Here is a 20,506-nt window from a genome sequence, read left to right on the forward strand (position 1 = left end):
CGGCGGTGACGTCATGCAGGCCGGCGGATCATATCCGCCGCCTTCTCGGCGATCATCACCACTGGCGAGGCGGTGTTGCCGGAGACGATGCGCGGCATGATCGACGCGTCGATGATCCGCAGCCCCTCGATACCGGTCACGCGCAGGTCCGGGCTGACGACGGCGCGGTCATCGATGCCCATCCGGCAGGTGCCGACCGGGTGGAAGATGGTCGTGGCGATCGAGCCGATCTGGTGCAGCAGGTCCTCGTCCGACTGGTGGGCGAGACCAGGCAGGATTTCTTCCGGATGGAAGCCGGCAAGAGCCTTGGCGGTCATGATGCTGCGCGCCTGGCGCACCGAACGCAGCGCGATCTCGCGGTCGCGCGCCGTAGAGAGGTAGTTCAGCCGGATCTCCGGCTGCACGGCCAGCTCGCGCGTCGTAGCGTGCACCGAGCCGACGCTCTCGGGCCGCAGATTGCAGACCGACATGGTGATTGCCGGGAACGGGTGCAGCGGGTCGCCCAGCCGGTCGGTAGACAAGGGCTGGACGTGGTACTCCAGGTCCGGCGTCGCCATCGACGGATCGGATTTCGAGAACATGCCGAACTGGCTCGGCGCCATCGACATCGGTCCCGAGCGGCCAAAGGCATATTGCAGCGCGATCTTCGCCTTGCCGCTCAGGCTGTTGGCTAGCGTGTTGAGCGTCAGCGCCGACGACACTTTGTAGACAGTGCGGATCTGCAGATGGTCCTGAAGGTTCTCGCCGACATCGGGGCTGGCGTGAACCACATCGATGCCGAGCGCGGCGAGGCGATCCGGCTCGCCGACCCCGGAAAGCTCCAGCAGTTTCGGCGTGTTGATCGAGCCGGCGGTCAGCAGCACCTCGCTCCTGGCCTTTGCCTCGATGGTTTGGCCGCCGACGCGATAACAAACGCCGATAGCACGCTTGCCCTCGAACAACACCGTCTCGACATGCGCGTTGACGACCAGCCTGAGGTTCGGCCGCCGCAGCGCCGGGCGCAAGAATGCCTTGGCTGTGTTCCAGCGCACGCCCTTGCTCTGGTTGACTTCGAAGAAGCCGGACCCCTCATTGTCGCCGTCGTTAAAATCCTCGCACGGCATGATGCCGAATTCCTTGGCCGCCTCCTGCACGGTGTTCAGGATCGGCCACGACAGGCGTTGCCGCGCCACTTTCCATTCGCCGCGGGAGCCATGCAGCTCGGTCTTGCCGCCATGATGGTCCTCGGATTTGAGGAAGTAGGGCAGCACATCGTCCCAGCCCCAGCCGACATTGCCCATCTGCCGCCAGCCATCGTAGTCCGCCGCCTGGCCGCGCATGTAGATCATGCCGTTGACCGAGGTGCAGCCGCCCAGCACCTTGCCGCGGGGATAGACCAGCGAGCGGCCGTTCAGGCCGGCTTCGGGGGCAGTCTTCATCATCCAGTCGGTGCGCGGATTGCCGATGCAATAGAGATAGCCGACCGGGATATGCACCCAGTGATAATTGTCGCTGCCGCCGGCCTCGAGCAGCAGCACGCGCGTCGCCGGGTTTTCGCTCAGGCGATTGGCCAGCACGCAGCCGGCGGTGCCTGCGCCGACAATGATGTAGTCGTAGTCGCCATCGAGCCGTTGGGTCATTGCGGTGGTTTACTCGGCGGTGTTCTACTCGGTTCTGCGGCGTGTTCGGCCCAGAACGATCGCAGCGTATCGGCAAGGCCGCAATAGGCGCGATAACGCCTGTTGTAATGGTCCTGCATGGCCGGGTTCGGACGGTAGGCGGCGCTTGACCGGGTCATGGCGTCGACGCCGGCCTCATAGTCGGCGAACAGGCCGGCCGCGACCCCGGCGCCGATCGCCGCACCAAGTGCGCCGGTCTCGCGTGCTTCAGGGACGGTGATCGGCACGCCAAGCCCGTCGGCGAAGATCTGCGGCCAGTGCTCGCTGCGCGAACCGCCGCCGGACAGGACCGCTTTGTCGAAGCTGACACCGGCGTCCTTCAGAACATCGATGTGGCGCCGGTGCTCGAACATCACGCCCTCGAACAATGCGCGCAACAAATGGCCTTCCCCGTGCCAGCCGGCGAGGCCGTAGAAGCCGGCGCGGAACTCCGCCCCTTGTCCCGACCCGTAGAGAAACGGGTGGAACATCGGATCGTCCCAGGTTGGCGTCACCGCGCCGACAGCCGCGTTGCAGTGGCCGAACGGATCGTCATAATGGGCACCGCGCTCGATGCGAAGTCAGCGTTATCGCTAAGCGGTTGCATCATTAGTGCCCGTGACGAGCGACCTGAACCCAGGACGCCCGATCTCGGCGTCTGGATGATTAGGGGGCCAGCTCTGTTTTCTCATCAGATACAATTCTTGCGTGTTGAAGCAACGCCGGAGTTCTCCTATCGTCGCCGCAATTTTCGGGGGAATTCGACATGCCTTTCCTGATTGCTATTCTCGGCGTGCTGGGAGCCGGGGCGTTCTGGTGGTATCGCATGAAGGCTATGAACGAAGCCGCGCGCGAGGTCGCCGACGTCGTCGGCCGCGTCCAGGGCAACATAAGGCGCAAGAAGCTGCGCAAGCAGGCGGCGCTGTCGCCGCTGACGGCGATCGACGATCCGGTGGTGGCGGCAGCAACGCTGATCATGGCAATCGCGGCGGAGCATGGTCCGATCCTGCCGAAGCGCGAAACGGTTATCCGCGAGGTGATCTCGCAGATTGCGGACAACCAGAAGAAGACCGATGAAGCCGTCGTCTACGCCAAATGGGCCGCGGCGCAGATCGACGACACGACGATCGTCATCGACAAGCTGGCGCCCTTCCTGCGCGAGCGCCTCGATCCGCATGAGCGCGAAGACCTGCTGCAGATGCTGGATCGTGTTGCCAAGAGCGGCGAGCAGAGTTTCAAGGTCGCCGACCAACGCATGCTGCGACTGCGGCAGAAGCTGGGGTTTGAGGTCAACTGAGAAACAGCCCGGGCGCATGTCATTCTGGATAGCGAGCGTGGTAGGATCGGCTGCCGCTTACCTTATCGGCTCTACGCCTGCCGGCTATCTGGCGGGGAAACTGCTTAAGGGCATCGATATCCGGGAGCACGGCTCCAAGTCCACCGGTGCGACAAATGTATTGCGCACACTCGGGAAATGGCCAGCATTGGTGGTGCTTCTGGTGGACGTGCTGAAAGGGGCGGCAGCGGTCATCTTTGCCCGTTGGTTTTGTTTCTGGTCTTCCGCAACGCCGCCGTCGGCAATATCTGATATGCCCGTTTGGGCTCCTTGGGTTGTATGCTTGGCCGGACTCGCTGTTTTGCTTGGGCATAGCCGTTCGATCTGGCTGAATTTCACCGGCGGCAAATCGGCTGCGACGGGGTTGGGTGTTTTGTTGGCGATGTCCTGGCCTGTGGGTCTAGGCGCGGCGACGGCATTTGCCGTGGTGTTGGCAGTTTCCCGAATTGTGTCCCTGAGTTCGATGCTGGCGGCGCTCACCGCGATCGCCCTCGTCGGCGGCATGGAACAACCATTGCCCTACCGGTTGCTGGTCATCGCCGGCGGCATCTACGTGATCGTGCGCCACCGCGCCAACATTGCGCGGCTGATGTCAGGAGCCGAGCCGCGTCTATGACAAAGCGGCACTCATTCCCGGCCTAAATCGCCTCACCCTTGAGCAGCCGTGGTGTGCCGTTGGACAACCCCGACGCCTGGCGGATGAAGAACTCCTTCAGCCTGGGCATCCGTTCGACAAGGCCGAGGCCTATGTCGCGGAGCTGGCGCAGCGGGCCGATGTCGTTGGAAAACAGCCGGTTCAGCACATCTGTGGTGACGCCCATCTGCACCGTGTCGAAGCGGCGCCATTGCTGGTAGCGCTCGAGCACGTCGAGCGCGCCGATATCCTGTCCCAAGCGATCGGCCTCGACCACCACTTCAGCAAGGGCCGCCACATCCTTGAAGCCGAGATTGAGGCCCTGGCCGGCGATCGGGTGGATGCCGTGCGCGGCGTCGCCGGCAAGTGCTACGCGCGGGGCGACAAAGGCGCGCGCGATGGTCAGGCCGAGCGGCCAGGCGCGCGGCTTGTCGGTGAGGCGGATTTCGCCGAGCTTCAGGCCGAAGCGCAATTCAAGCTCCTGCTCGAAGACGAGGTCGTCGCCCGAGACCAGCTTTTCGGCATCCTCGGAACGTTCGACCCAGACCAGCGACGAACGGTTGGTGCCGTCCTCGGTGGGCTTGAGCGGCAGCGTTGCAAACGGGCCGGCCGGCAGAAAATGCTCTTCGGCGCGGCCATTGTGCGGGCGCTCATGCGCCACCGTGCAGACGATGCCGGACTGGCCATATTCCCATTTCACCGTCTTGATGCCGGCCATGTCGCGCAATTTGGAATTGACGCCGTCGGCGGCGACCAGCAGCCGCGCCTCAATCGCCGCGCCGTCGGCCAGATGCACGGTGATGCCGGCGCCATTGCCGTCGAACGATGCGACCGCGACACCTTCGATGATGTCGATGCCGAGCTTTTGCGCGCGGCGGCGCAAGGCGCCGTTCAGGTCCTTGTTGGCGACCATGTGGGCGAACGGTTCGCCCGGCGCGACCTCGCCATCGAAGGTGAGAAACACCGGACGCACCGGATCGGCGGTGCGCGAATCGGTGACGATCATCTCGGTGATCGCCTGCGATTGCCCGACGATTTCCTGCCAGACGCCGAGCTGGTCGAGCATGCGGCAGGCGGCGGCGGCGATCGCCGAGGCGCGGCGGTCCTTCTGCCAGACGCCGGCGGGGGCAGCATCAACGACCGCCACGGCGAGGCCCGGCCGCGCCTGTTTCAGCGACACGGCGGCGGCGAGGCCGACATAGCCGGCGCCAGCGACCAGCACGTCGAGCGGGTTTTTTGCGTCCGTGTTGCGGTTCGCCATGTCAATTCCTTTCGAAGTCTCGACCATCCCCGCCCACTGGGGCATTCCGGCCTTGACTGCCCGCCATTCCTGTCGGAAACCGCCATAGCATCTTACGGCGAGGTCACGAAGCATGACGGCGGCCATGGACGAGCTTCTCAGCATTCTCGACCTCGAGCAGCTGGAACACAATCTGTACCGTGGTCGCAGCCCCAAGCTCGACTGGCAGCGCGTTTTCGGCGGCCAGACCATTGCCCAGGCGCTGGTCGCCGCGCAGCGCACCGTCGAGCCCGAGCGCCACGTGCATTCGCTGCACGGCTATTTCATGCGGCCCGGCGACACCAAGGTGCCGATCGTCTACGAGGTCGACCGCATCCGCGATGGCGGCTCCTTCACCACGCGGCGCGTGGTGGCGATCCAGCACGGCCAGGCGATCTTTTCGCTGGAAGCCTCGTTCCAGCAGGATGAGGTTGGCCTTGAGCATCAGCTGCCGATGCCGCGCGACGTGCCGCCGCCCGACAGCCTGTTGTCGCAGCGCGAATTGCTGGGCAAGTTCGGCGAGGCGGTGCCGGACGGCATCAAGCGCTATTGGGAGCGTGACCGGCCGATCGAGATGAAGCCGGTGATGCTGAAGCATTACACCAGCCGCGAAAAGCTGGAGCCGCAGCAGAACATCTGGATCCGCACCACCGGCCCGGTGCCGGCCGACCGCGGCATCCAGGCGGCGGTGCTTGCCTACCTCTCCGACATGACGCTGCTCGACACCTCGACCTTTGCGCACGGCCGCGCCATTTTCGACCGCGACATCCAGGCGGCGAGCCTCGACCATGCGATGTGGTTCCATCGCAGCCATCCGCTCGATGACTGGATCCTGTACACGCAGGACAGCCCCTCGACGCAGGGGTCGCGCGGCTTCACCCGCGGCTCGCTGTTTGCCCGCGACGGCACGCTGATCGCCTCGGTTGCCCAAGAAGGCCTGATCCGGCTGAAGCGGCCGCCTGCGGGATAGGCATTTTCGAAAAATTGCCTACTTTTTAATCAGTGACTGTCCGTTGACAGTGCGCACCGTGGCGCCGGGACTCGAGCGATCCGTTTGTTTACAATGAGTTAACACCCTGCTTCGGCAACTGGCACGGAGCTTGAATCCTGTTGGGCACTCTCCGGGCTTTTTGGGATCGGTGAAGGTGTGCAAACGCGGGGGACCGCAACAGCAAAGGGTGAAACCTTATGAAAATCGTGATGGCAATCATCAAGCCGTTCAAGCTCGACGAGGTGCGCGAAGCGCTCACCGCCGTCGGCATCCAGGGCCTGACCGTCACCGAAGTCAAAGGCTACGGGCGTCAGAAGGGACACACGGAAATCTATCGCGGGGCGGAATACGCGGTCAGTTTCCTGCCGAAAATCAAGATCGAAGTCGCGGTTAGCACAGACCTGGTCGACAAGGCCGTCGAAGCCATCACGGCGGCGGCCAAGACCGGCCAGATCGGCGACGGCAAGATCTTCGTCTTCGGCATCGATCAGGCGGTGCGCATCCGTACCGGCGAAACAGACACCGACGCACTTTGAGCGGCGAACACGTATTCCAATGGAGAGTTCAATGAATATACCTTCCACCTTGAAGTCAGTGGCGCGCTCCGCGCTGCTGGGCTCCTTAGCGCTCGGAGCATTGGGCACGGTTGCTGCCTTCGCGCAGGAGGCGGCTCCCGCCGTCGCGGCGGCAGCGCCAGCAGCGCCGGCTTTTACCGTCGACAAGGGCGACACCACGTGGATGATGATTTCCACCGTGCTGGTGCTGTTGATGACCATTCCCGGCCTTGCGCTTTTCTACGGCGGCCTGGTTCGTACCAAGAACATGCTGTCGGTGCTGATGCAGGTCTTCACCATCACCAGCGTGGTCATGATCATCTGGGTCTTCTACGGCTACAGCCTCGCCTTCACCCCGGGCAACGCCTTCGTCGGCGGCCTTTCGAAGATGTTTCTCTCCGGCGTCAACGTATCGACGCTTTCGGAAACCTTCAGCAAGGGCGTCGCCATTCCTGAACTGGTGTTCGTCGTCTTCCAGATGACCTTCGCCTGCATCACGCCCGCCCTGATCGTCGGCGCATTCGCCGAACGCGTCAAATTCTCCGCCTTGATCCTTTTCGTTATCCTATGGGTGACGTTAATCTACTTCCCGATCGCGCACATGGTCTGGTTCTGGGGCGGCCCGAGCGCCTATGCCGACCCGTCCGGCCTGATCTTCAGCTTCGGCGCCATCGACTTCGCCGGCGGCACGGTCGTTCACATCAATGCGGGCATTGCCGGTCTCGTCGGCGCGCTGATGATCGGCAAGCGCATCGGCTACAAGAAGGACATCATGGCGCCGCACTCGATGACGCTGACCATGGTCGGCGCTTCATTGCTGTGGGTCGGCTGGTTCGGCTTCAACGCCGGTTCGAACCTCGAAGCAAACGCCTATGCGGTGCTGGCGATGATCAACACCTTCGTCGCCACGGCGGCGGCGGCAGTGGCCTGGATCGTGCTTGAATCGCTGCTGCGCGGCAAAGCCTCCATGCTCGGCGCTGTTTCGGGCGCGGTCACCGGCCTCGTCGCGATTACGCCGGCTGCAGGTTTTGCCGGCCCGATGGGCGCTATCGTGCTTGGCATCGTCGCCACCTTCGTCTGCTACTTCTTCGTCTCGGTGGTGAAGAACACGTTCGACTATGATGACAGCCTCGATGTCTTCGGCGTCCACTGCGTCGGTGGCATCATCGGTGCGCTCGGCACTGGCATTCTGGTCAATCCCGCCCTCGGCGGCGCCGGCATCGTCGACTATTCGACGGCCGACTTCGCCGCCGGCTATGCCGGCACGGCCACGCAGCTCCTGGCACAGGGCAAAGGCGTCCTGGTAACCCTGCTGTGGTCGGGCATCGGCAGCGCAATCCTCTACAAGGTCGTCGACTTGATCATCGGTCTGCGTCCGACAGCCGACGCCGAGCGCGAAGGCCTCGACCTGACTTCGCATGGCGAAGCGGCCTACCACTCGTAAGCACCGCGGGGCGGCTTCGGCCGCCCCGCATTCTCCCATCCCGTCGTGACGCTCCCGAAAGGAGTTCACGCTTTGAGGCCCGGGTTATTCCGGGCCTCTCTTTTTTGGCAACCGTGCTGGCAGGCCTCGGTCCCCGCGCAATCACGTTCTATGATGGCCGCCGGCGGGGAGACGTCGACCGGATTGGTTCCGAACTGTTGAGACTGCCTACAGTGGAGTGAGCAAGATCGTGGCACCGGCTGCCGTATAGTTAATGCGGCCTTAACCTTCCCCCCGATAGTCTGACATCCGAATCTGCCGGAGTGCGTCATGCGCCCGGCCAGTCCATGACAGACGGGGAACGAAGCATGCGTTCAGGGGCTTCAGCACCGCTCGCGCTGACCGATACGGGGCACGGCATCCAGGCATTCGCGCGGCGCCAGGTCGGGCGGCTGGTCGGCGCCGGCCTGTTTGCGCTGGTCGCCTTTGGCGTCGCGGCGCTGGCGACCTGGAACGTCGCCGATCCCAGCTTCTCGCACGCCACCGACAACATCGTCACCAACGCCATGGGCTATGCGGGCGCGGTATTCTCCGACCTCGCCATGCAGTTCTTCGGCCTTGCCGCGGTCGCCGCCCTGGTGCCGGCGGTGATCTGGGGCTTTCTCCTGTTTTCGGCGCGCGGCGTCGACAGGCTGCCGAAGCGCGGCCTTGCCTGGTTCGGCTTCGCGCTGCTCGCGGCGGCGATGGCCGGCTGCGTGGTGCCGCCCAAGACGTGGCCGTTGCCGACCGGCCTCGGCGGCGTGTTCGGCGACATGGTGCTCAATATTCCGGGCCTGGTCATTGGCGGCTACCCGACCGGCATCGTTGCCAGCGTCATTGCCATGGTGCTCATTGCGCCGGCGCTGTGGCTGTTTGCCTATGGCTCGGCGCTGATTGCGCGCAAGAACGGCTTTGCCGTCATGGAGCGCACCGCGGAGCCCGATCCCCGAGAGGACGACCTGCTCTTCGACGAAGACGAGGACGAGGGCGACGAGGGGATACTGGCGCTCGGCGCCGTTACCCACTGGTGGCTGTCTTTCCGCGCCTGGATGCATCGCCGGGCTGTGCGCCGCCAGCAGGAGCGCGACGAGTTCAAGCCGGAGATGGAGCAGCGCTCCACCGCATGGCGCCGCGCCGCCGAACGGGTCGAATCGGCGGAATTCGCCGAAGCGCGGATGAGCCCGGATGGCCGCGCCCGCGTCGAGCCGGAATTCTTCGCCGCCATGGTCAATGACCGCAGCGTTTCCGTCGATCCGGACGATGACGACGTCCTCGATGCCGGTTTCGACAATGGCGACGAGGAGGTCGAACTCGACGACGAGCCGGTCCCGCGCCGTGCCGCGCCGAACGCCAAGGTGCAAAACTTCCGGTCAGATGCGGCGACCCGCGTCGCCGCACCTGCGCCGCGTCCCGCTCCCGGCGCGCGCGTCCAGCGCGAGGCGCAGACCTCGCTGATCGGCTCGGAAACATTCGAAATGCCGTCGCTGCATTTCCTGTCGGAGCCGAAGAACGTGGTGCGCGACGCCAGCCTGTCCAAGGACGCGCTGGAGCAGAATGCGCGCCTGCTCGAAGGCGTTCTGGAGGATTTCGGCGTCAAGGGCGAGATTATCGCGGTACGGCCCGGCCCGGTGGTCACGCTCTATGAGTTGGAGCCGGCGCCCGGCATCAAATCGTCGCGCGTCATCGGCCTGTCCGACGACATCGCCCGCTCGATGAGCGCCATTGCCTGCCGCGTCGCCGTGGTGCCCGGCCGCAACGCCATCGGCATCGAATTGCCGAATGCCAAGCGCGAGACCGTCTATCTCCGGGAGATCCTGGCCAGCCGCGATTTCGAGACGACCAAGTCCAAGCTGGCGCTGGCGCTGGGCAAGACCATCAATGGCGAGGCGGTGATCGTCGACATCGCCAAGATGCCGCATGTGCTGGTCGCCGGCACCACCGGCTCCGGCAAGTCCGTCGCCATCAACACCATGATCCTGTCGCTGCTCTACAAGCTGACGCCGCAGGACTGCCGGCTGATCATGATCGACCCGAAGATGCTGGAACTTTCGGTCTATGACGGCATCCCGCACCTTCTGACGCCGGTGGTCACCGACCCGAAGAAGGCGGTGGTGGCGTTGAAATGGACCGTGCGCGAGATGGAGGACCGCTACCGCAAGATGTCCAAGGTCGGCGTGCGCAACATCGACGGCTTCAACGCGCGCGTGCAGTTGGCTGAAAAGAAGGGCGAAAAAATCTCGCGCACCGTGCAGACCGGCTTCGACCGCCAGACCGGCGAGGCGATCTACGAGACCGAGAACCTCGATCTCGAGCCAATGCCCTACATAGTGGTCATCATCGACGAGATGGCCGATTTGATGATGGTCGCCGGCAAGGACATCGAAGGCGCGGTGCAGCGCCTGGCACAAATGGCGCGCGCGGCCGGCATCCATGTCATCATGGCGACGCAGCGTCCGTCGGTCGACGTCATCACCGGCACCATCAAGGCCAATTTCCCGACCCGTATCTCCTTCCAGGTGACGTCGAAGATCGACAGCCGCACCATTCTGGGCGAGCAGGGCGCCGAGCAGCTGCTCGGCATGGGCGACATGCTGTACATGGCCGGCGGCGGCCGCATCCAGCGCGTGCACGGCCCGTTCGTCGCCGACGACGAGGTCGAGAAGATCGTCGCCCATCTGAAGCTGCAGGGCGTGCCCGAATATCTCGACGCCATCACCGAGGATGACGGCGAGGACGATGACGAGCCGTCGGGCAAGGGCGGCGCTGGCGGTGGCGGCAACAGCAATTTCGAGGATTCCGACGATCCCTACGACCAGGCGGTCTCGGTCGTGCTGCGCGACGGCAAGGCGTCGACCAGCTATATCCAGCGCCGGCTCGGCATCGGCTACAACCGCGCCGCCTCGATCATCGAGAAGATGGAGAAGGAAGGCATTGTCGGCCCGGCCAACCATGCCGGCAAACGCGAAATCCTGGTGCCGACCGAGGACGACAAGTTCTGATCAGCCGATACGGCCCGGCGGCAACCTTGAACCTTTTGGCGCGTTACAGCGACTGAGCGCTGTCCGGTCCGCCAAACTTAAGTCTAACTGGGGGTCCACGGACTGCAACGAGACACACACCACACGAGAGTGACCGGCATGAAAAACGATCTTTCCGCGATCAGCGATTTCGCTCCAAACCGTCGCCAGTTGCTCGGCCTTGGCCTGATGCTTGCCGGCGCCGCGGCCATCAACGTCGTGCCGGGGTTCCAGCTCTTGGCCTCGGCGCAGGCGGCAGTGCCGCCGACGGCGCAAAAGATCGCCGACCATTTCTCCTCGGTCAAATCGATGAGCGGCGAGTTCGTCCAGTTCGGCCCCAACAACCAGCAGACCGGCGGCAAGTTCTTCCTTGAGCGGCCAGGCAAGATTCGCTTCAACTATGACGGCAAGTCGAATTTCCGGGTGATTTCCGACGGCAAGTCGGTGGTCATCCTCAACAAGCGGCTGAAAACGTCCGATCTCTATCCGTTGTCGAAGACGCCGCTGAAGCTGTTGCTCGACACCAAGATCGACCTCTCGGGCGGCCGCGTCAAATCGATCAAGGAAGAGAGCGACCTCACCACCATCCAGCTTGCCGACAAGTCGGTGTTCGGCAATTCGAAGATCACCATGATGTTCGATCCGAAATCCTATGATCTGCGCCAGTGGACCATCACCGACGCGCAGGGCAAGGACACCACGGTGATGATCTACAACACCAAGGAAGGCGTCAGCTTCCCTGCGGATACGTTCGCCATCGACTATACGGCGAACCGCGAGCTGAACACCAACCACCGCTAGATCCGGTCAGGCCGGCCTGCAAATGGCGATCTCCTGCGCTTCCGGCGCTCACGTGGTTTAAGTACGCTCCGCTCCGGTTCTCTGAGACCACCATTTTCGACTCGGCCTGACCTGAATCAGGGCCGCCGCCCGCAAAGGCTGGCTTGTGTTTGTAGCGCTCGGCTGGCAGTAGATCGGCGACCTTGTTCGGATCGCCGCATGCCCTTCTCCATCGCCACCTGGAACATCAATTCCGTGCGCCTGCGCATGCCGATCGTCGAGCGGCTGCTGACGGAGCAGGCGCCCGATGTGCTTTGCCTGCAGGAGACGAAGGTTCCCGACGAGCTGTTTCCGGAAAAGGCGTTCCGCAAGGCCGGCTACGAGCACATCGCATTCCATGGCCAGAAGGGCTATCACGGCGTTGCGACGGTGGCGCGGCGGCCGATCGAGATTGTCGAGAAACGGCGCTTCTGCGAGATCGATGACAGCCGGCATCTGTCGGTCAAGGTGCAGGCCGGCGGCAAGGCAATCCTGGTCCACAATTTCTACGTGCCGGCCGGCGGCGACGAGCCCGATCCGGAGATCAACCGCAAGTTCCGCCACAAGCTCGATTTCGTTGCCGAGATGAACGCCATCCACGCCGCGCATGACGAGGTGTCGGCTTCGATCCTGGTCGGCGACCTCAACATCGCGCCGCAGGAGCACGATGTCTGGTCGCACAAGCAATTGCTCAACGTCGTCAGCCACACGCCGGTCGAGACGCAAAATTTCGACGCGATGCGGATCGCCGGCGACTGGGTCGACCTGATGCGGCTCGACGTGCCGCCAGAGCAGAAGCTCTACACCTGGTGGAGCTATCGCGCGCGGGACTGGGAAGCCTCGAACCGCGGCCGCCGGCTCGACCATGTCTGGTCGTCACCGAACCTGGTGCCGAGCTTTGCCGGCTATGAGATCCTGCGAGAGGCGCGTGGCTGGGAGCGGCCCTCGGACCATGTGCCGGTGATTGCCCGGTTCGACCTGGATTAGGCGTGCCGATATTCAGGTGAGGCCGGCCTGCAATGGCCGATACCTGCGCTTCCGGTGCGTACTTTGAGTACGCTCCGCTCCGGTTCTGGGTATCAGCCATTTTCGACTCGGCCTGACCTGAATCTCGACACACCCAAGCGTGAGCGCGGTCGCGGGGACCTACCCGCCAAACCTTGGGGCCAACTTCTCGATGCGGGCGATCATGGCCTGAAAATCATCAAGGATTCGCTGGTGCAGTTTCACCGCCACTTCGGGATATTCCTCCAGGATGCGGCGAAACATCTTGCGGCTCAACCTTATCACTTCCGAATCGGTCTCGGCTGAGGCGCTGGTCAGCCGTCTTGAGTCGGCGATCAGCGCCAGTTCGCTGAGGATCGTGCCGGGGCCGGCGGTGCCGATCGGGATGCGGTCGCCGTCATGCTCGCGGTAGAGCACGATGCGGCCACTGACCACGATATAGGCTGAGTCGGCTTCGTCATCCTCGCGGTACAGCTTGCGGTCGGCCTGCAGATGGGTGGCTTCGGCGCCGAAGGCGAGCAGGCGCAGCTGTTCCTGCGTGAAACCCTCAAAGAGCTTCACGGCGGACAGGATGCGGATGTCGTCATCCAGCGCCATCTCTAGCTGCGTCCCCGAACGGTCAGTCCAATCCCTCCCTTAGAGCGCCGCGTGTCCAATTGGACGCGCAAAGGACGCTCTAACACTTCAATCTGCGCAGCGGGCCGATCCAGGCTCCCCCAGCCGGATCCTCCCCGAAACAGTCCCGCCCCGACCGCTTATTGAACAATGAAAAGTTTAAGGAACCAGCTTGTAGCCGCCGCTTTCTGTCACAAGAATTTCAGCATTGGAAGGATCGCGCTCGATCTTCTGGCGCAGCCGGTAGACGTGAGTTTCCAGCGTGTGCGTGGTGACGCCGGAATTGTAGCCCCACACTTCCTCGAGCAGGACGTCGCGCGTCACCACCTTCTGGTCGGCTCGATAGAGATATTTGATGATCGAGGCTTCCTTCTCGGTCAGCCGCACCTTGCCGCCGCGCTGGTCGATCAGAAGCTTCTGGCTGGGCTTGAACGTGTAGGGCCCGACCGAAAAGGTGGCGTCCTCGCTCTGCTCGTGCTGGCGCAGTTGTGCGCGTATGCGGGCGAGCAGCACGGCGAAGCGGAACGGCTTTGTGACATAGTCGTTGGCGCCGGCCTCGAGGCCCAGAATTGTGTCGGAATCGGTATCGTGGCCGGTCAGCATGATGATCGGCGCCTTGTAGCCGCCCTTGCGCAGGATCTTCACCGCCTCGCGGCCATCCATGTCCGGCAGCCCGACATCCATGATGAGCAGGTCGATGAGCCCGCCGCGCGCCGCGGCGACGCCTTTGGCGGCGGTCGCTTCCTGCAAGACGTCGAATTCTTCGTAAAGGGCCAGTTGCTCGACGAGGGTTCCGCGCAGGTCGTCATCGTCGTCAACGATCAGAATGGTACGTGATGTCATGGATCAATCCATTGTTTTGAAAAGAATTTTCAGTTGACCGCCCCCCATTTATGCGGAAGCTGACCGGCGCAACAGTCCGATCACAGTGATTTGTTCCGTGACACGATCATACAAGAAAAAACGCGATCGCAATGCAGCCGGCGCAATTTTGCCGAAAGGGCTGCGTGTGCTGGTGGTTCGGGCGAGGCCGGGCAACCCCAGCCAGGGGATATTGCAGGCCGGCAGCAAGGTGTTTGCCTGTGCGCTCGGACGCGGCGGCATCTCGGCCAACAAGCGCGAAGGCGACGGTGCGACGCCGCTTGGCGAGATGCGGATTTTGTCAGGATATTTTCGGGGCGATCATTTCGCGGCCGGCCGCAAAACCCGGCTGGCGATGGCGCCGATCGGCGCCGATCTCGGCTGGTGCGAGGTGCCGGACGACCGCAACTACAACCGGCCGGTGAAAATCCCCTATGGCGCCAGCCATGAGCGAATGCGGCGCGACGACCGCCTCTATGACGCCTGCCTGGTGCTCGACTGGAACATGGCGCCGCGCCGGCGCGGCCGCGGCAGCGCCATCTTCTTCCATCTGGCGCGCCCAGGCTTCACGCCGACGCAAGGCTGCGTGGCGGTGACAGCGCGGACAATGGCGCGGCTGTTGCCGCTGGTGTCGGACCGGACGGTGGTGAGGGTGGTGAGGTAGGGAGTAGGGAGTAGGGAGTAGGGAGTAGGGAGTAGGGAGTAGGGAGTAGGGAGTAGGGAGTAGGATGGTCTCGGCGTCGTTTCAATCCTTCACTACTCACTACTCACTACTCCCTACTCACCATTGCCTAACGCCTTCTCGGCTTCTGCCACCCAGTGTCCAGCAATCCAAGCCGGCCGAGTTCCCGGTCCACGGCCCGCGTCACGTCCTTGCGCTGCGCGCCGACGTCGCGCAACTGGCGATCCGACAGATCCTCCACGTCCTGGCGCGGCAGGTTGATGGCGACTTTCGCCTGGCGAAGCCAGTCCGTTACGGCATGCAACCAGTTCGAGCGAGCTGCTGGCGAGTTCAAAACGAAGATGGACATGATGCGCTCCCGTGTTCCGCCGGATATCAAATCCGGCTTGATGGTGTTTCGATGGATGCATCATGCCGCATTGAAATCCATGAGAGAAACGAGTAGTTCTTTTCGGATCGTCAAGTTTTATTTGAGGATAAGTTGATGTCCCGTCTGTTGCCCGGAACGCGCGCGCTGAGGACTCTGGAAGCCGCCGCCCGCCACCTCAATTTCACCCGCGCTGCCGACGAGCTCGGGCTGACGCCGGCGGCGGTCAGCCACCAGATCAAGGAAATCGAGGATCAGCTCGGGCTGGTGCTGTTCACGCGAACCAGTCGTACCATCCGGTTGACCGAGGCAGGTACGGTGCTGTTCGAGGCCTCGATCGATGCGCTCGACCTGCTCAACCGGGCGGTGTCGCGGGCGCGCAAGCTGACGCGCGGCACGGCATTGCTGAAGGTAACGCTCGACGCGCAGTTCGCGTCAAAATGGCTGATGCGGCGCGTCGACGATTTTCGCAAACTTCAGCCCAGTATCGAGCTGAGATTCGACATCGGCTACGAAGTGCGCGATTTCGAACTCGACGACGTCGATGTCGGCATCCGGTTCGGGGTCGGCAAGTATCCGGGGCTTCGCGCCCATCGCCTGTTCGACAACATCCTCATTCCGGTGTGCAGCCCGAGCCTGCTGACCTCCGGCCCGTCGCTGCGCGAACCGCGCGACCTCTTCAACCACACGCTTGCCCATATCGAATGGTCGCGCCAAGGCGTGACATGGCCGAACTGGCGCATGTGGATGGCGGCGGCCGGCATCAACGATTTCGACGACAGCCGGACTATCGTGTTTGGAACCTCTACCGATGCCGTGCAGGCGGCGCTCGACGGCAATGCCGTGGCGCTCGCCGAGTTCGCCATGGTGGCAAACGACCTTTCCCAGGGAAGGCTGGTGCAGCCCTTTGAACTCGGTCTGCGCGTGGGGCCGGAGTTCGGCTACTTCCTGGTCTATCCCGAGAGCACTGCCAACGATCCGCGCATCATCGCTTTCCGCGAATGGATCCTCGACGAAGTCGCCAGGACGCAGACCTGACGACTTCTGCAGGCCTCAGCCGGCGACCGGCGTCCCGAACCAGCCGATCACCGCGCCGATGATCAACAGCACGCCGAGCCAGTGGCCGCCGTCGATCAGGGTCAGGTCCCAGCCGAAATTCTCATAGCTATGGTTGGCCGTCAGCGTCGTGGCGACGAAACCCAGCCAGAGGACGAAGCCGAAGACCAGCCCTGCGACAAGGACCGGCTCGCCGCCCGTCATCGCGCCGACGACCAAGGCCAAGACCAGCGCCATGATCAGCTCGGCGATGAAGGAGATGATGAAGGGCAATATTGATTTCTTTGACGTTGACGGATCGATCCTGGCCGCCCTCATCCAAGGCTTGCTGAGGACCGTGTACCAGACCGCGCCAAACAGCCACGCCGCGACGGCCGCGACAACCACCGCCAGCCAGTTCACCACTGAAAAATCCATAAAGTCCTCCCCTCAAGCATGCAGCCCAAAGCCTGACGGTTCTGGGATAACGACATGCGTATTCTTCAAATCAATGCGCGATGGAACGCCTGTTCGGCAATGCCGTCAAGCGAAGCGCCACACCGTGGTGCGCTTGACAAGGGCGTCCTCCAGCGCCCGCGTCACCGCCACTTCGTAGACGGCGAGCGGCTCCAGTCCCGCCTTCGGCATGTAGGAGCGGCCCGGATCGCCGACGAGGATGTCAGCGCCGCGCGCCTTCAGTGTCGAAAACCACGGCATCAGCGTGTCGGCGAAGGATTTGTCGTAGAAGACGTCGCCCGCCAGTACCACGTCCCAGCCGGCGTCGGTGCCGATGCAGTCCGTGCCGCAAAAGTCGATGGCAACGCCATTGGCCTCTGCGTTGAGGCGGATCGCCGTTTCGCAGAACGGGTCGATGTCGGCGGCGATCACGTGCGCCGCACCCGCCTTGGCGGCGGCGATGGCGACAAGGCCGGAGCCGGAGGCGAAGTCGAGCACGCGTTTGCCCCGCACATCCGACGGATTGTCCAGCACGTAGCGGGCAAGGCCCTGACCGCCGGCCCAGGCAAAGGCCCAGAACGGTGGCGGCAGGCCGATTTCGATCAGCTCGTTCTCCGTGCGCTGCCAGAGGTCATGCGCTTCGTCGGCCAGATTGAGGACAATCTCCGGCACATGCGGCGGCGACATAAGCGCCGTGTTGTCGAGAATGAACTTTTTCGCGCTGTTCGGCGTAAGGACCGTCACGGAGCCGGCGTCAGGCCGCCCATGCGGCAGACTTCCTTCCATTCGGCCGGCGTCACCGGCTGTACGGAAAGCCGTCCAAGCCGCACCAGCGCCATCTCGGCAAGCTTCGGATTGGCCTTGACCTGCTCCAGCGTCGGCGGGTTCGGCACGTCCTTGAAGGCGCGGATGTCGACGCATTCCCAGCGCGGATCGTCGGTGGTGCTGTCGGGATGGGCAAGCCCGCAGACTTCGGCAATGCCGACGACGTTCAGCCCTTCATTGGAGTGATAGAAGAAGCCGAGATCGCCGATCTGCATCGCCTTCATGTTGTTGCGCGCTGCATAGTTGCGCACGCCGTCCCACTGCGTGCCGGCCTTGCCCTTGGCCTTCAGCGCCTCGAAGGAGAAGACCGAAGGTTCGGATTTGAACAGCCAGTAGTTCATGTCTTTGCTCCAACTACTATTTTTTGCGCAATTCCGGACGGAAAACCGTTACACAATTTTCCTGGGATCGCTCTAGGCGCCGCCGGAACTAACTAGCCGCCGGCTTGTTGAAGGTCCAGTTCCACTGGCGGATTTCGACACTTTCGAACAGCCCGGCCTTGGCATAGGGGTCGGCAGCCGACAGCGCCTGCGCACCGGCGAGGTCGGGCGCTTCCACGACGACGAGGCTGCCATTGGGCTTGCCCTCGGCGTCGAGGAACGGGCCGGCAAAGGCCAGTTTGTTGTCGGCGTTCAGGCGTTCGAGAAAGGCGACGTGGACCGGCCGCGTATCGACCCGCACCTGCAGGCTGCCCGGCTTGTCCTTGCAAATCAACGCAAACAGCATGTTAAACTCCGGTTTGTTTGGGGATCAGAGGTCGGTTTCGGTTTTCAGGGGTCGCGTCATCAGCGCGGACACAGCCTGCCGAATGGTGATCGTGCCGTCCAGTATCGCCGACACCGCAGCGATGATCGGCGCGTCGATGTGGCGCTCGGTGGCGATGCGGGCGGCGATCGCCGCCGTCGGCACGCCTTCGGCGAGCGGCAGTCCGGCCAAGGGCTTGCCTTGCCCCAGCGCCAGCCCATAGGCGAAATTGCGCGACTGGGCCGAAGAGCAGGTGAGCAAAAGGTCGCCGAGGCCGGAAAGCCCCATCAGCGTCTCCGGCTTGGCGCCGAAGGATGCCCCGATGCGGCGCAGTTCGACGAAGCCGCGTGTCACCATGGCGGCCTGCGCGCTGGCGCCGAGCCCAGCGCCGGTGACGGCGCCAGCGGCAATGGCGAAGACATTCTTCAAAGCGCCACCAATCTCGACGCCGATCAAATCGTCGCTGGAATAGCAGCGCAGATTCTGCGCCGAAAAGCGCGCGGCAAGCTCGGCCGCCAAGGCGTCGTCGGGGGAAGCAACCACGACAGCGGTCGGCAGACCCCTGGCCACATCGGCGGCAAAGCTCGGACCGGACAAGGCCGAAACCGGAGTTTCGGGCAGGATCTCACCAACGATCGCCGACAGCAGCGCGCCGGTGTCGCGCTCGATGCCTTTGGCGCAGAGAACCAGCGGGATGCCTTTCGGCATATGGGGCTTTGCCGTCGTCAGCATGGCGCGCAGCGCCTGCGCCGGCGCCACGGCCAGCGCGCAATCGGCATCGGTCAGGGCCGTGCTGATATCGCTCGTCGCCGCAATGCCTGTTTCAATGGCGATGCCGGGGAGATAACGCGGGTTCTCGCCGCGGCGGATCGCGGAAACCGTCTCTTCGTCGCGGGCGTAGAGCCGGACATCGTGACCGGCGCGCAGCATCGCCAGCGCCAGCGCCGTGCCCCAGGCGCCGCCGCCAAGCACGGCAACGCGCCAGCCGGTCTTGTCCCTGCCGCTTGTCTTGCCGGCGCTCATGCTTTCGCTCCACGCCGGCCGGAGCCGACCATCGGCGCCGAAATGCTGTCCAGCGGCCAGCGCGAACGCGGCACGAAATCGAAGCCGTTCTCTTGCGACAAGCCTGCCCGCAACCGCTCGATCCCGGCCCAGGCGATCATCGCCGCATTGTCGGTGCAAAGCTTCAGCGGCGGCGCGACAAAGGCGAAGCCGGCCTCGGCGCACTGCTTCTGCAGCGTCGCCTTGATCGCTCTGTTGGCGGCGACGCCACCGGCAACGACCAGCGCCGGCTCGGCCTTGTCCGGAAATTCGTCACGGAAGCGGGCCAGCGCGCGGGCCACGCGGTCGCCAAGTGCGTCGGCTACCGCCGCCTGGAACGAGGCGCAGATGTCGGCGACATCCTGCTCGCTTAGCGGCTGGATGGCGGTCGCCGCCTGGCGCACGGCGGTCTTGAGGCCGGAGAAGGAGAAATCGGGCTGCGCCGAGCCCCTCATCGGCCGCGGAAAGGCAAAGCGCGTCGCATCGCCCGACATTGCCGCCTTTTCGACGTTCGGGCCGCCGGGATAGGGCAGGCCGAGCATTTTGGCCGTCTTGTCGAAAGCTTCGCCGAGCGCGTCGTCGATGGTCGTCGCCCAGCGCTGGTAGTCGCCAACGCCGCGCACGGCGACGATCTGGGTGTGGCCGCCGGAAACCAGCAGCAGCAAATAGGGAAAGTCGAGCCCGTCGGTCAGCCTTGCGGTCAGTGCGTGGCCTTCGAGATGGTTGATGGCGATCAGCGGCTTGCCGGCGGCCGCTGCAATCGCCTTGGCCGTCATCAGGCCGACGATCAGCCCGCCGACCAGGCCGGGGCCGCCAGTGGCGGCAATGGCGTCGATGTCGGCCAGGGCTACGCCCGAATCCGCAAGAGCGGCCTCGACAATGCCGTCCAGCGCCTCGACATGGGCGCGCGCGGCGATCTCCGGCACGACGCCGCCGAAGGCGGCGTGCTCCTCGATCTGGCTGAGCACGATGTTGGACGCAATCACCGGCACGGAATCGCCTTCCAGCGTCACCACGCTGGCGGCGGTCTCGTCGCAACTCGTCTCAATGCCCAGAACGCGGATCAATTCGTCGCTGTCTCCAGAGATTGTGTCGCCGGACTTTCCTAGTTAGAGGGAGTGCCGGAAACGCAAAGCCAGCCGGGGG

Annotated in this window: 21 protein-coding genes and 1 pseudogene; 10 read left to right on the forward strand and 12 right to left on the reverse strand. The window is 63.9% G+C overall.

What is annotated here, in order from left to right; genetic code table 11:
* Nucleotides 1–11: 11 nt before the first annotated feature.
* Nucleotides 12–1,619, reverse strand: coding sequence for a GMC family oxidoreductase (locus NL532_RS04585; protein WP_023828724.1), 1,608 nt, complete (start codon nt 1,617–1,619; stop codon nt 12–14).
* Nucleotides 1,616–2,206, reverse strand: a pseudogene (locus NL532_RS04590) (FGGY-family carbohydrate kinase); the annotation flags it as partial. The pseudogene NL532_RS04590 and the gene NL532_RS04585, both read right to left, overlap by 4 nt.
* Nucleotides 2,207–2,403: 197 nt before the next feature.
* Here NL532_RS04590 and NL532_RS04595 point away from each other — a divergent pair.
* Together NL532_RS04595 and plsY are read left to right on the forward strand one after the other, a co-directional pair.
* Entirely contained in the window at nt 2,404–2,934 is a 531-nt protein-coding gene (locus NL532_RS04595; protein ID WP_023698376.1) for a hypothetical protein, read from the forward strand.
* Nucleotides 2,935–2,950: 16 nt separating this feature from the next.
* Nucleotides 2,951–3,589: a glycerol-3-phosphate 1-O-acyltransferase PlsY gene (gene plsY, locus NL532_RS04600; protein WP_023670502.1), complete on the forward strand. Its 639-nt coding sequence runs from the start codon at nt 2,951–2,953 to the stop codon at nt 3,587–3,589.
* Between the two features lie 22 nt (nt 3,590–3,611).
* Here plsY and NL532_RS04605 read toward each other — a convergent pair whose 3' ends face one another.
* A complete protein-coding gene (locus tag NL532_RS04605) occupies nt 3,612–4,868 on the reverse strand; it encodes a ubiquinone biosynthesis hydroxylase (protein ID WP_023756505.1) in 1,257 nt (418 codons plus the stop codon).
* A 112-nt stretch (nt 4,869–4,980) separates the two neighbouring features.
* On the opposite strand from NL532_RS04605, the gene tesB reads away from it, so the two are divergent.
* From tesB to xth, 6 genes are all read left to right on the forward strand, one after another.
* On the forward strand, nt 4,981–5,856 hold the full coding sequence (tesB, locus tag NL532_RS04610; protein ID WP_023755626.1) for an acyl-CoA thioesterase II: 876 nt from the start codon (nt 4,981–4,983) through the stop codon (nt 5,854–5,856).
* Nucleotides 5,857–6,074: 218 nt separating this feature from the next.
* The gene (locus NL532_RS04615) at nt 6,075–6,413 is read left to right on the forward strand and encodes a P-II family nitrogen regulator (protein WP_023670499.1); all 339 of its coding nucleotides are present in this window, start codon (nt 6,075–6,077) and stop codon (nt 6,411–6,413) included.
* A 13-nt stretch (nt 6,414–6,426) separates the two neighbouring features.
* Nucleotides 6,427–7,875 (forward strand): ammonium transporter, encoded by a 1,449-nt coding sequence (locus NL532_RS04620; RefSeq protein ID WP_373420142.1) that lies wholly within the window; start codon nt 6,427–6,429, stop codon nt 7,873–7,875.
* Nucleotides 7,876–8,222: 347 nt separating this feature from the next.
* On the forward strand, nt 8,223–10,892 hold the full coding sequence (locus tag NL532_RS04625; protein ID WP_023755625.1) for a DNA translocase FtsK: 2,670 nt from the start codon (nt 8,223–8,225) through the stop codon (nt 10,890–10,892).
* Nucleotides 10,893–11,030: 138 nt separating this feature from the next.
* Nucleotides 11,031–11,711 carry an outer-membrane lipoprotein carrier protein LolA gene (locus NL532_RS04630; RefSeq protein ID WP_023683897.1) on the forward strand — a complete coding sequence of 227 codons (681 nt, stop codon included), beginning with the start codon at nt 11,031–11,033 and terminating at the stop codon, nt 11,709–11,711.
* 198 nt (nt 11,712–11,909) lie between these two features.
* Nucleotides 11,910–12,716, forward strand: a complete 807-nt coding sequence (xth, locus tag NL532_RS04635) for an exodeoxyribonuclease III (protein ID WP_023698380.1) — start codon at nt 11,910–11,912, stop codon at nt 12,714–12,716.
* Between the two features lie 159 nt (nt 12,717–12,875).
* On the opposite strand, the gene NL532_RS04640 is transcribed toward xth, so the two are convergent.
* On the reverse strand, nt 12,876–13,331 hold the full coding sequence (locus NL532_RS04640) for a cyclic nucleotide-binding domain-containing protein (protein WP_023670494.1): 456 nt from the start codon (nt 13,329–13,331) through the stop codon (nt 12,876–12,878).
* 177 nt (nt 13,332–13,508) lie between these two features.
* Nucleotides 13,509–14,192 (reverse strand): response regulator transcription factor, encoded by a 684-nt coding sequence (locus NL532_RS04645; protein WP_023670493.1) that lies wholly within the window; start codon nt 14,190–14,192, stop codon nt 13,509–13,511.
* Nucleotides 14,193–14,337: 145 nt separating this feature from the next.
* On the opposite strand from NL532_RS04645, the gene NL532_RS04650 reads away from it, so the two are divergent.
* Nucleotides 14,338–14,874, forward strand: a complete 537-nt coding sequence (locus NL532_RS04650; RefSeq protein ID WP_196813612.1) for a L,D-transpeptidase family protein — start codon at nt 14,338–14,340, stop codon at nt 14,872–14,874.
* A gap of 127 nt (nt 14,875–15,001) precedes the next feature.
* On the opposite strand, the gene NL532_RS04655 is transcribed toward NL532_RS04650, so the two are convergent.
* Nucleotides 15,002–15,241, reverse strand: a complete 240-nt coding sequence (locus NL532_RS04655; RefSeq protein WP_023670491.1) for a hypothetical protein — start codon at nt 15,239–15,241, stop codon at nt 15,002–15,004.
* Nucleotides 15,242–15,376: 135 nt separating this feature from the next.
* On the opposite strand from NL532_RS04655, the gene gcvA reads away from it, so the two are divergent.
* Entirely contained in the window at nt 15,377–16,297 is a 921-nt protein-coding gene (gene gcvA, locus NL532_RS04660; protein ID WP_023702380.1) for a transcriptional regulator GcvA, read from the forward strand.
* Nucleotides 16,298–16,312: 15 nt separating this feature from the next.
* Here the strand turns inward: gcvA and NL532_RS04665 are convergent, their stop codons facing one another.
* The 6 genes from NL532_RS04665 to tsaD form a co-directional block, all read right to left on the reverse strand.
* A complete protein-coding gene (locus NL532_RS04665; RefSeq protein WP_023702381.1) occupies nt 16,313–16,732 on the reverse strand; it encodes a DUF1761 domain-containing protein in 420 nt (139 codons plus the stop codon).
* 105 nt (nt 16,733–16,837) lie between these two features.
* Entirely contained in the window at nt 16,838–17,536 is a 699-nt protein-coding gene (locus NL532_RS04670; RefSeq protein WP_023702382.1) for a class I SAM-dependent methyltransferase, read from the reverse strand.
* Nucleotides 17,491–17,916 (reverse strand): EVE domain-containing protein, encoded by a 426-nt coding sequence (locus NL532_RS04675; RefSeq protein WP_023683904.1) that lies wholly within the window; start codon nt 17,914–17,916, stop codon nt 17,491–17,493. Before NL532_RS04675 ends, NL532_RS04670 begins: the two co-directional genes overlap by 46 nt.
* A gap of 88 nt (nt 17,917–18,004) precedes the next feature.
* Entirely contained in the window at nt 18,005–18,301 is a 297-nt protein-coding gene (locus NL532_RS04680) for a YciI-like protein (protein WP_023687732.1), read from the reverse strand.
* Nucleotides 18,302–18,325: 24 nt separating this feature from the next.
* Nucleotides 18,326–19,342 carry an NAD(P)H-dependent glycerol-3-phosphate dehydrogenase gene (locus tag NL532_RS04685; RefSeq protein WP_023710204.1) on the reverse strand — a complete coding sequence of 339 codons (1,017 nt, stop codon included), beginning with the start codon at nt 19,340–19,342 and terminating at the stop codon, nt 18,326–18,328.
* A complete protein-coding gene (gene tsaD, locus NL532_RS04690) occupies nt 19,339–20,424 on the reverse strand; it encodes a tRNA (adenosine(37)-N6)-threonylcarbamoyltransferase complex transferase subunit TsaD (protein WP_196813837.1) in 1,086 nt (361 codons plus the stop codon). Before tsaD ends, NL532_RS04685 begins: the two co-directional genes overlap by 4 nt.
* Nucleotides 20,425–20,506 lie beyond the last annotated feature (82 nt).

Source organism: Mesorhizobium sp. C120A, from assembly GCF_030323105.1.
In the GTDB taxonomy this organism is placed as follows: domain Bacteria; phylum Pseudomonadota; class Alphaproteobacteria; order Rhizobiales; family Rhizobiaceae; genus Mesorhizobium.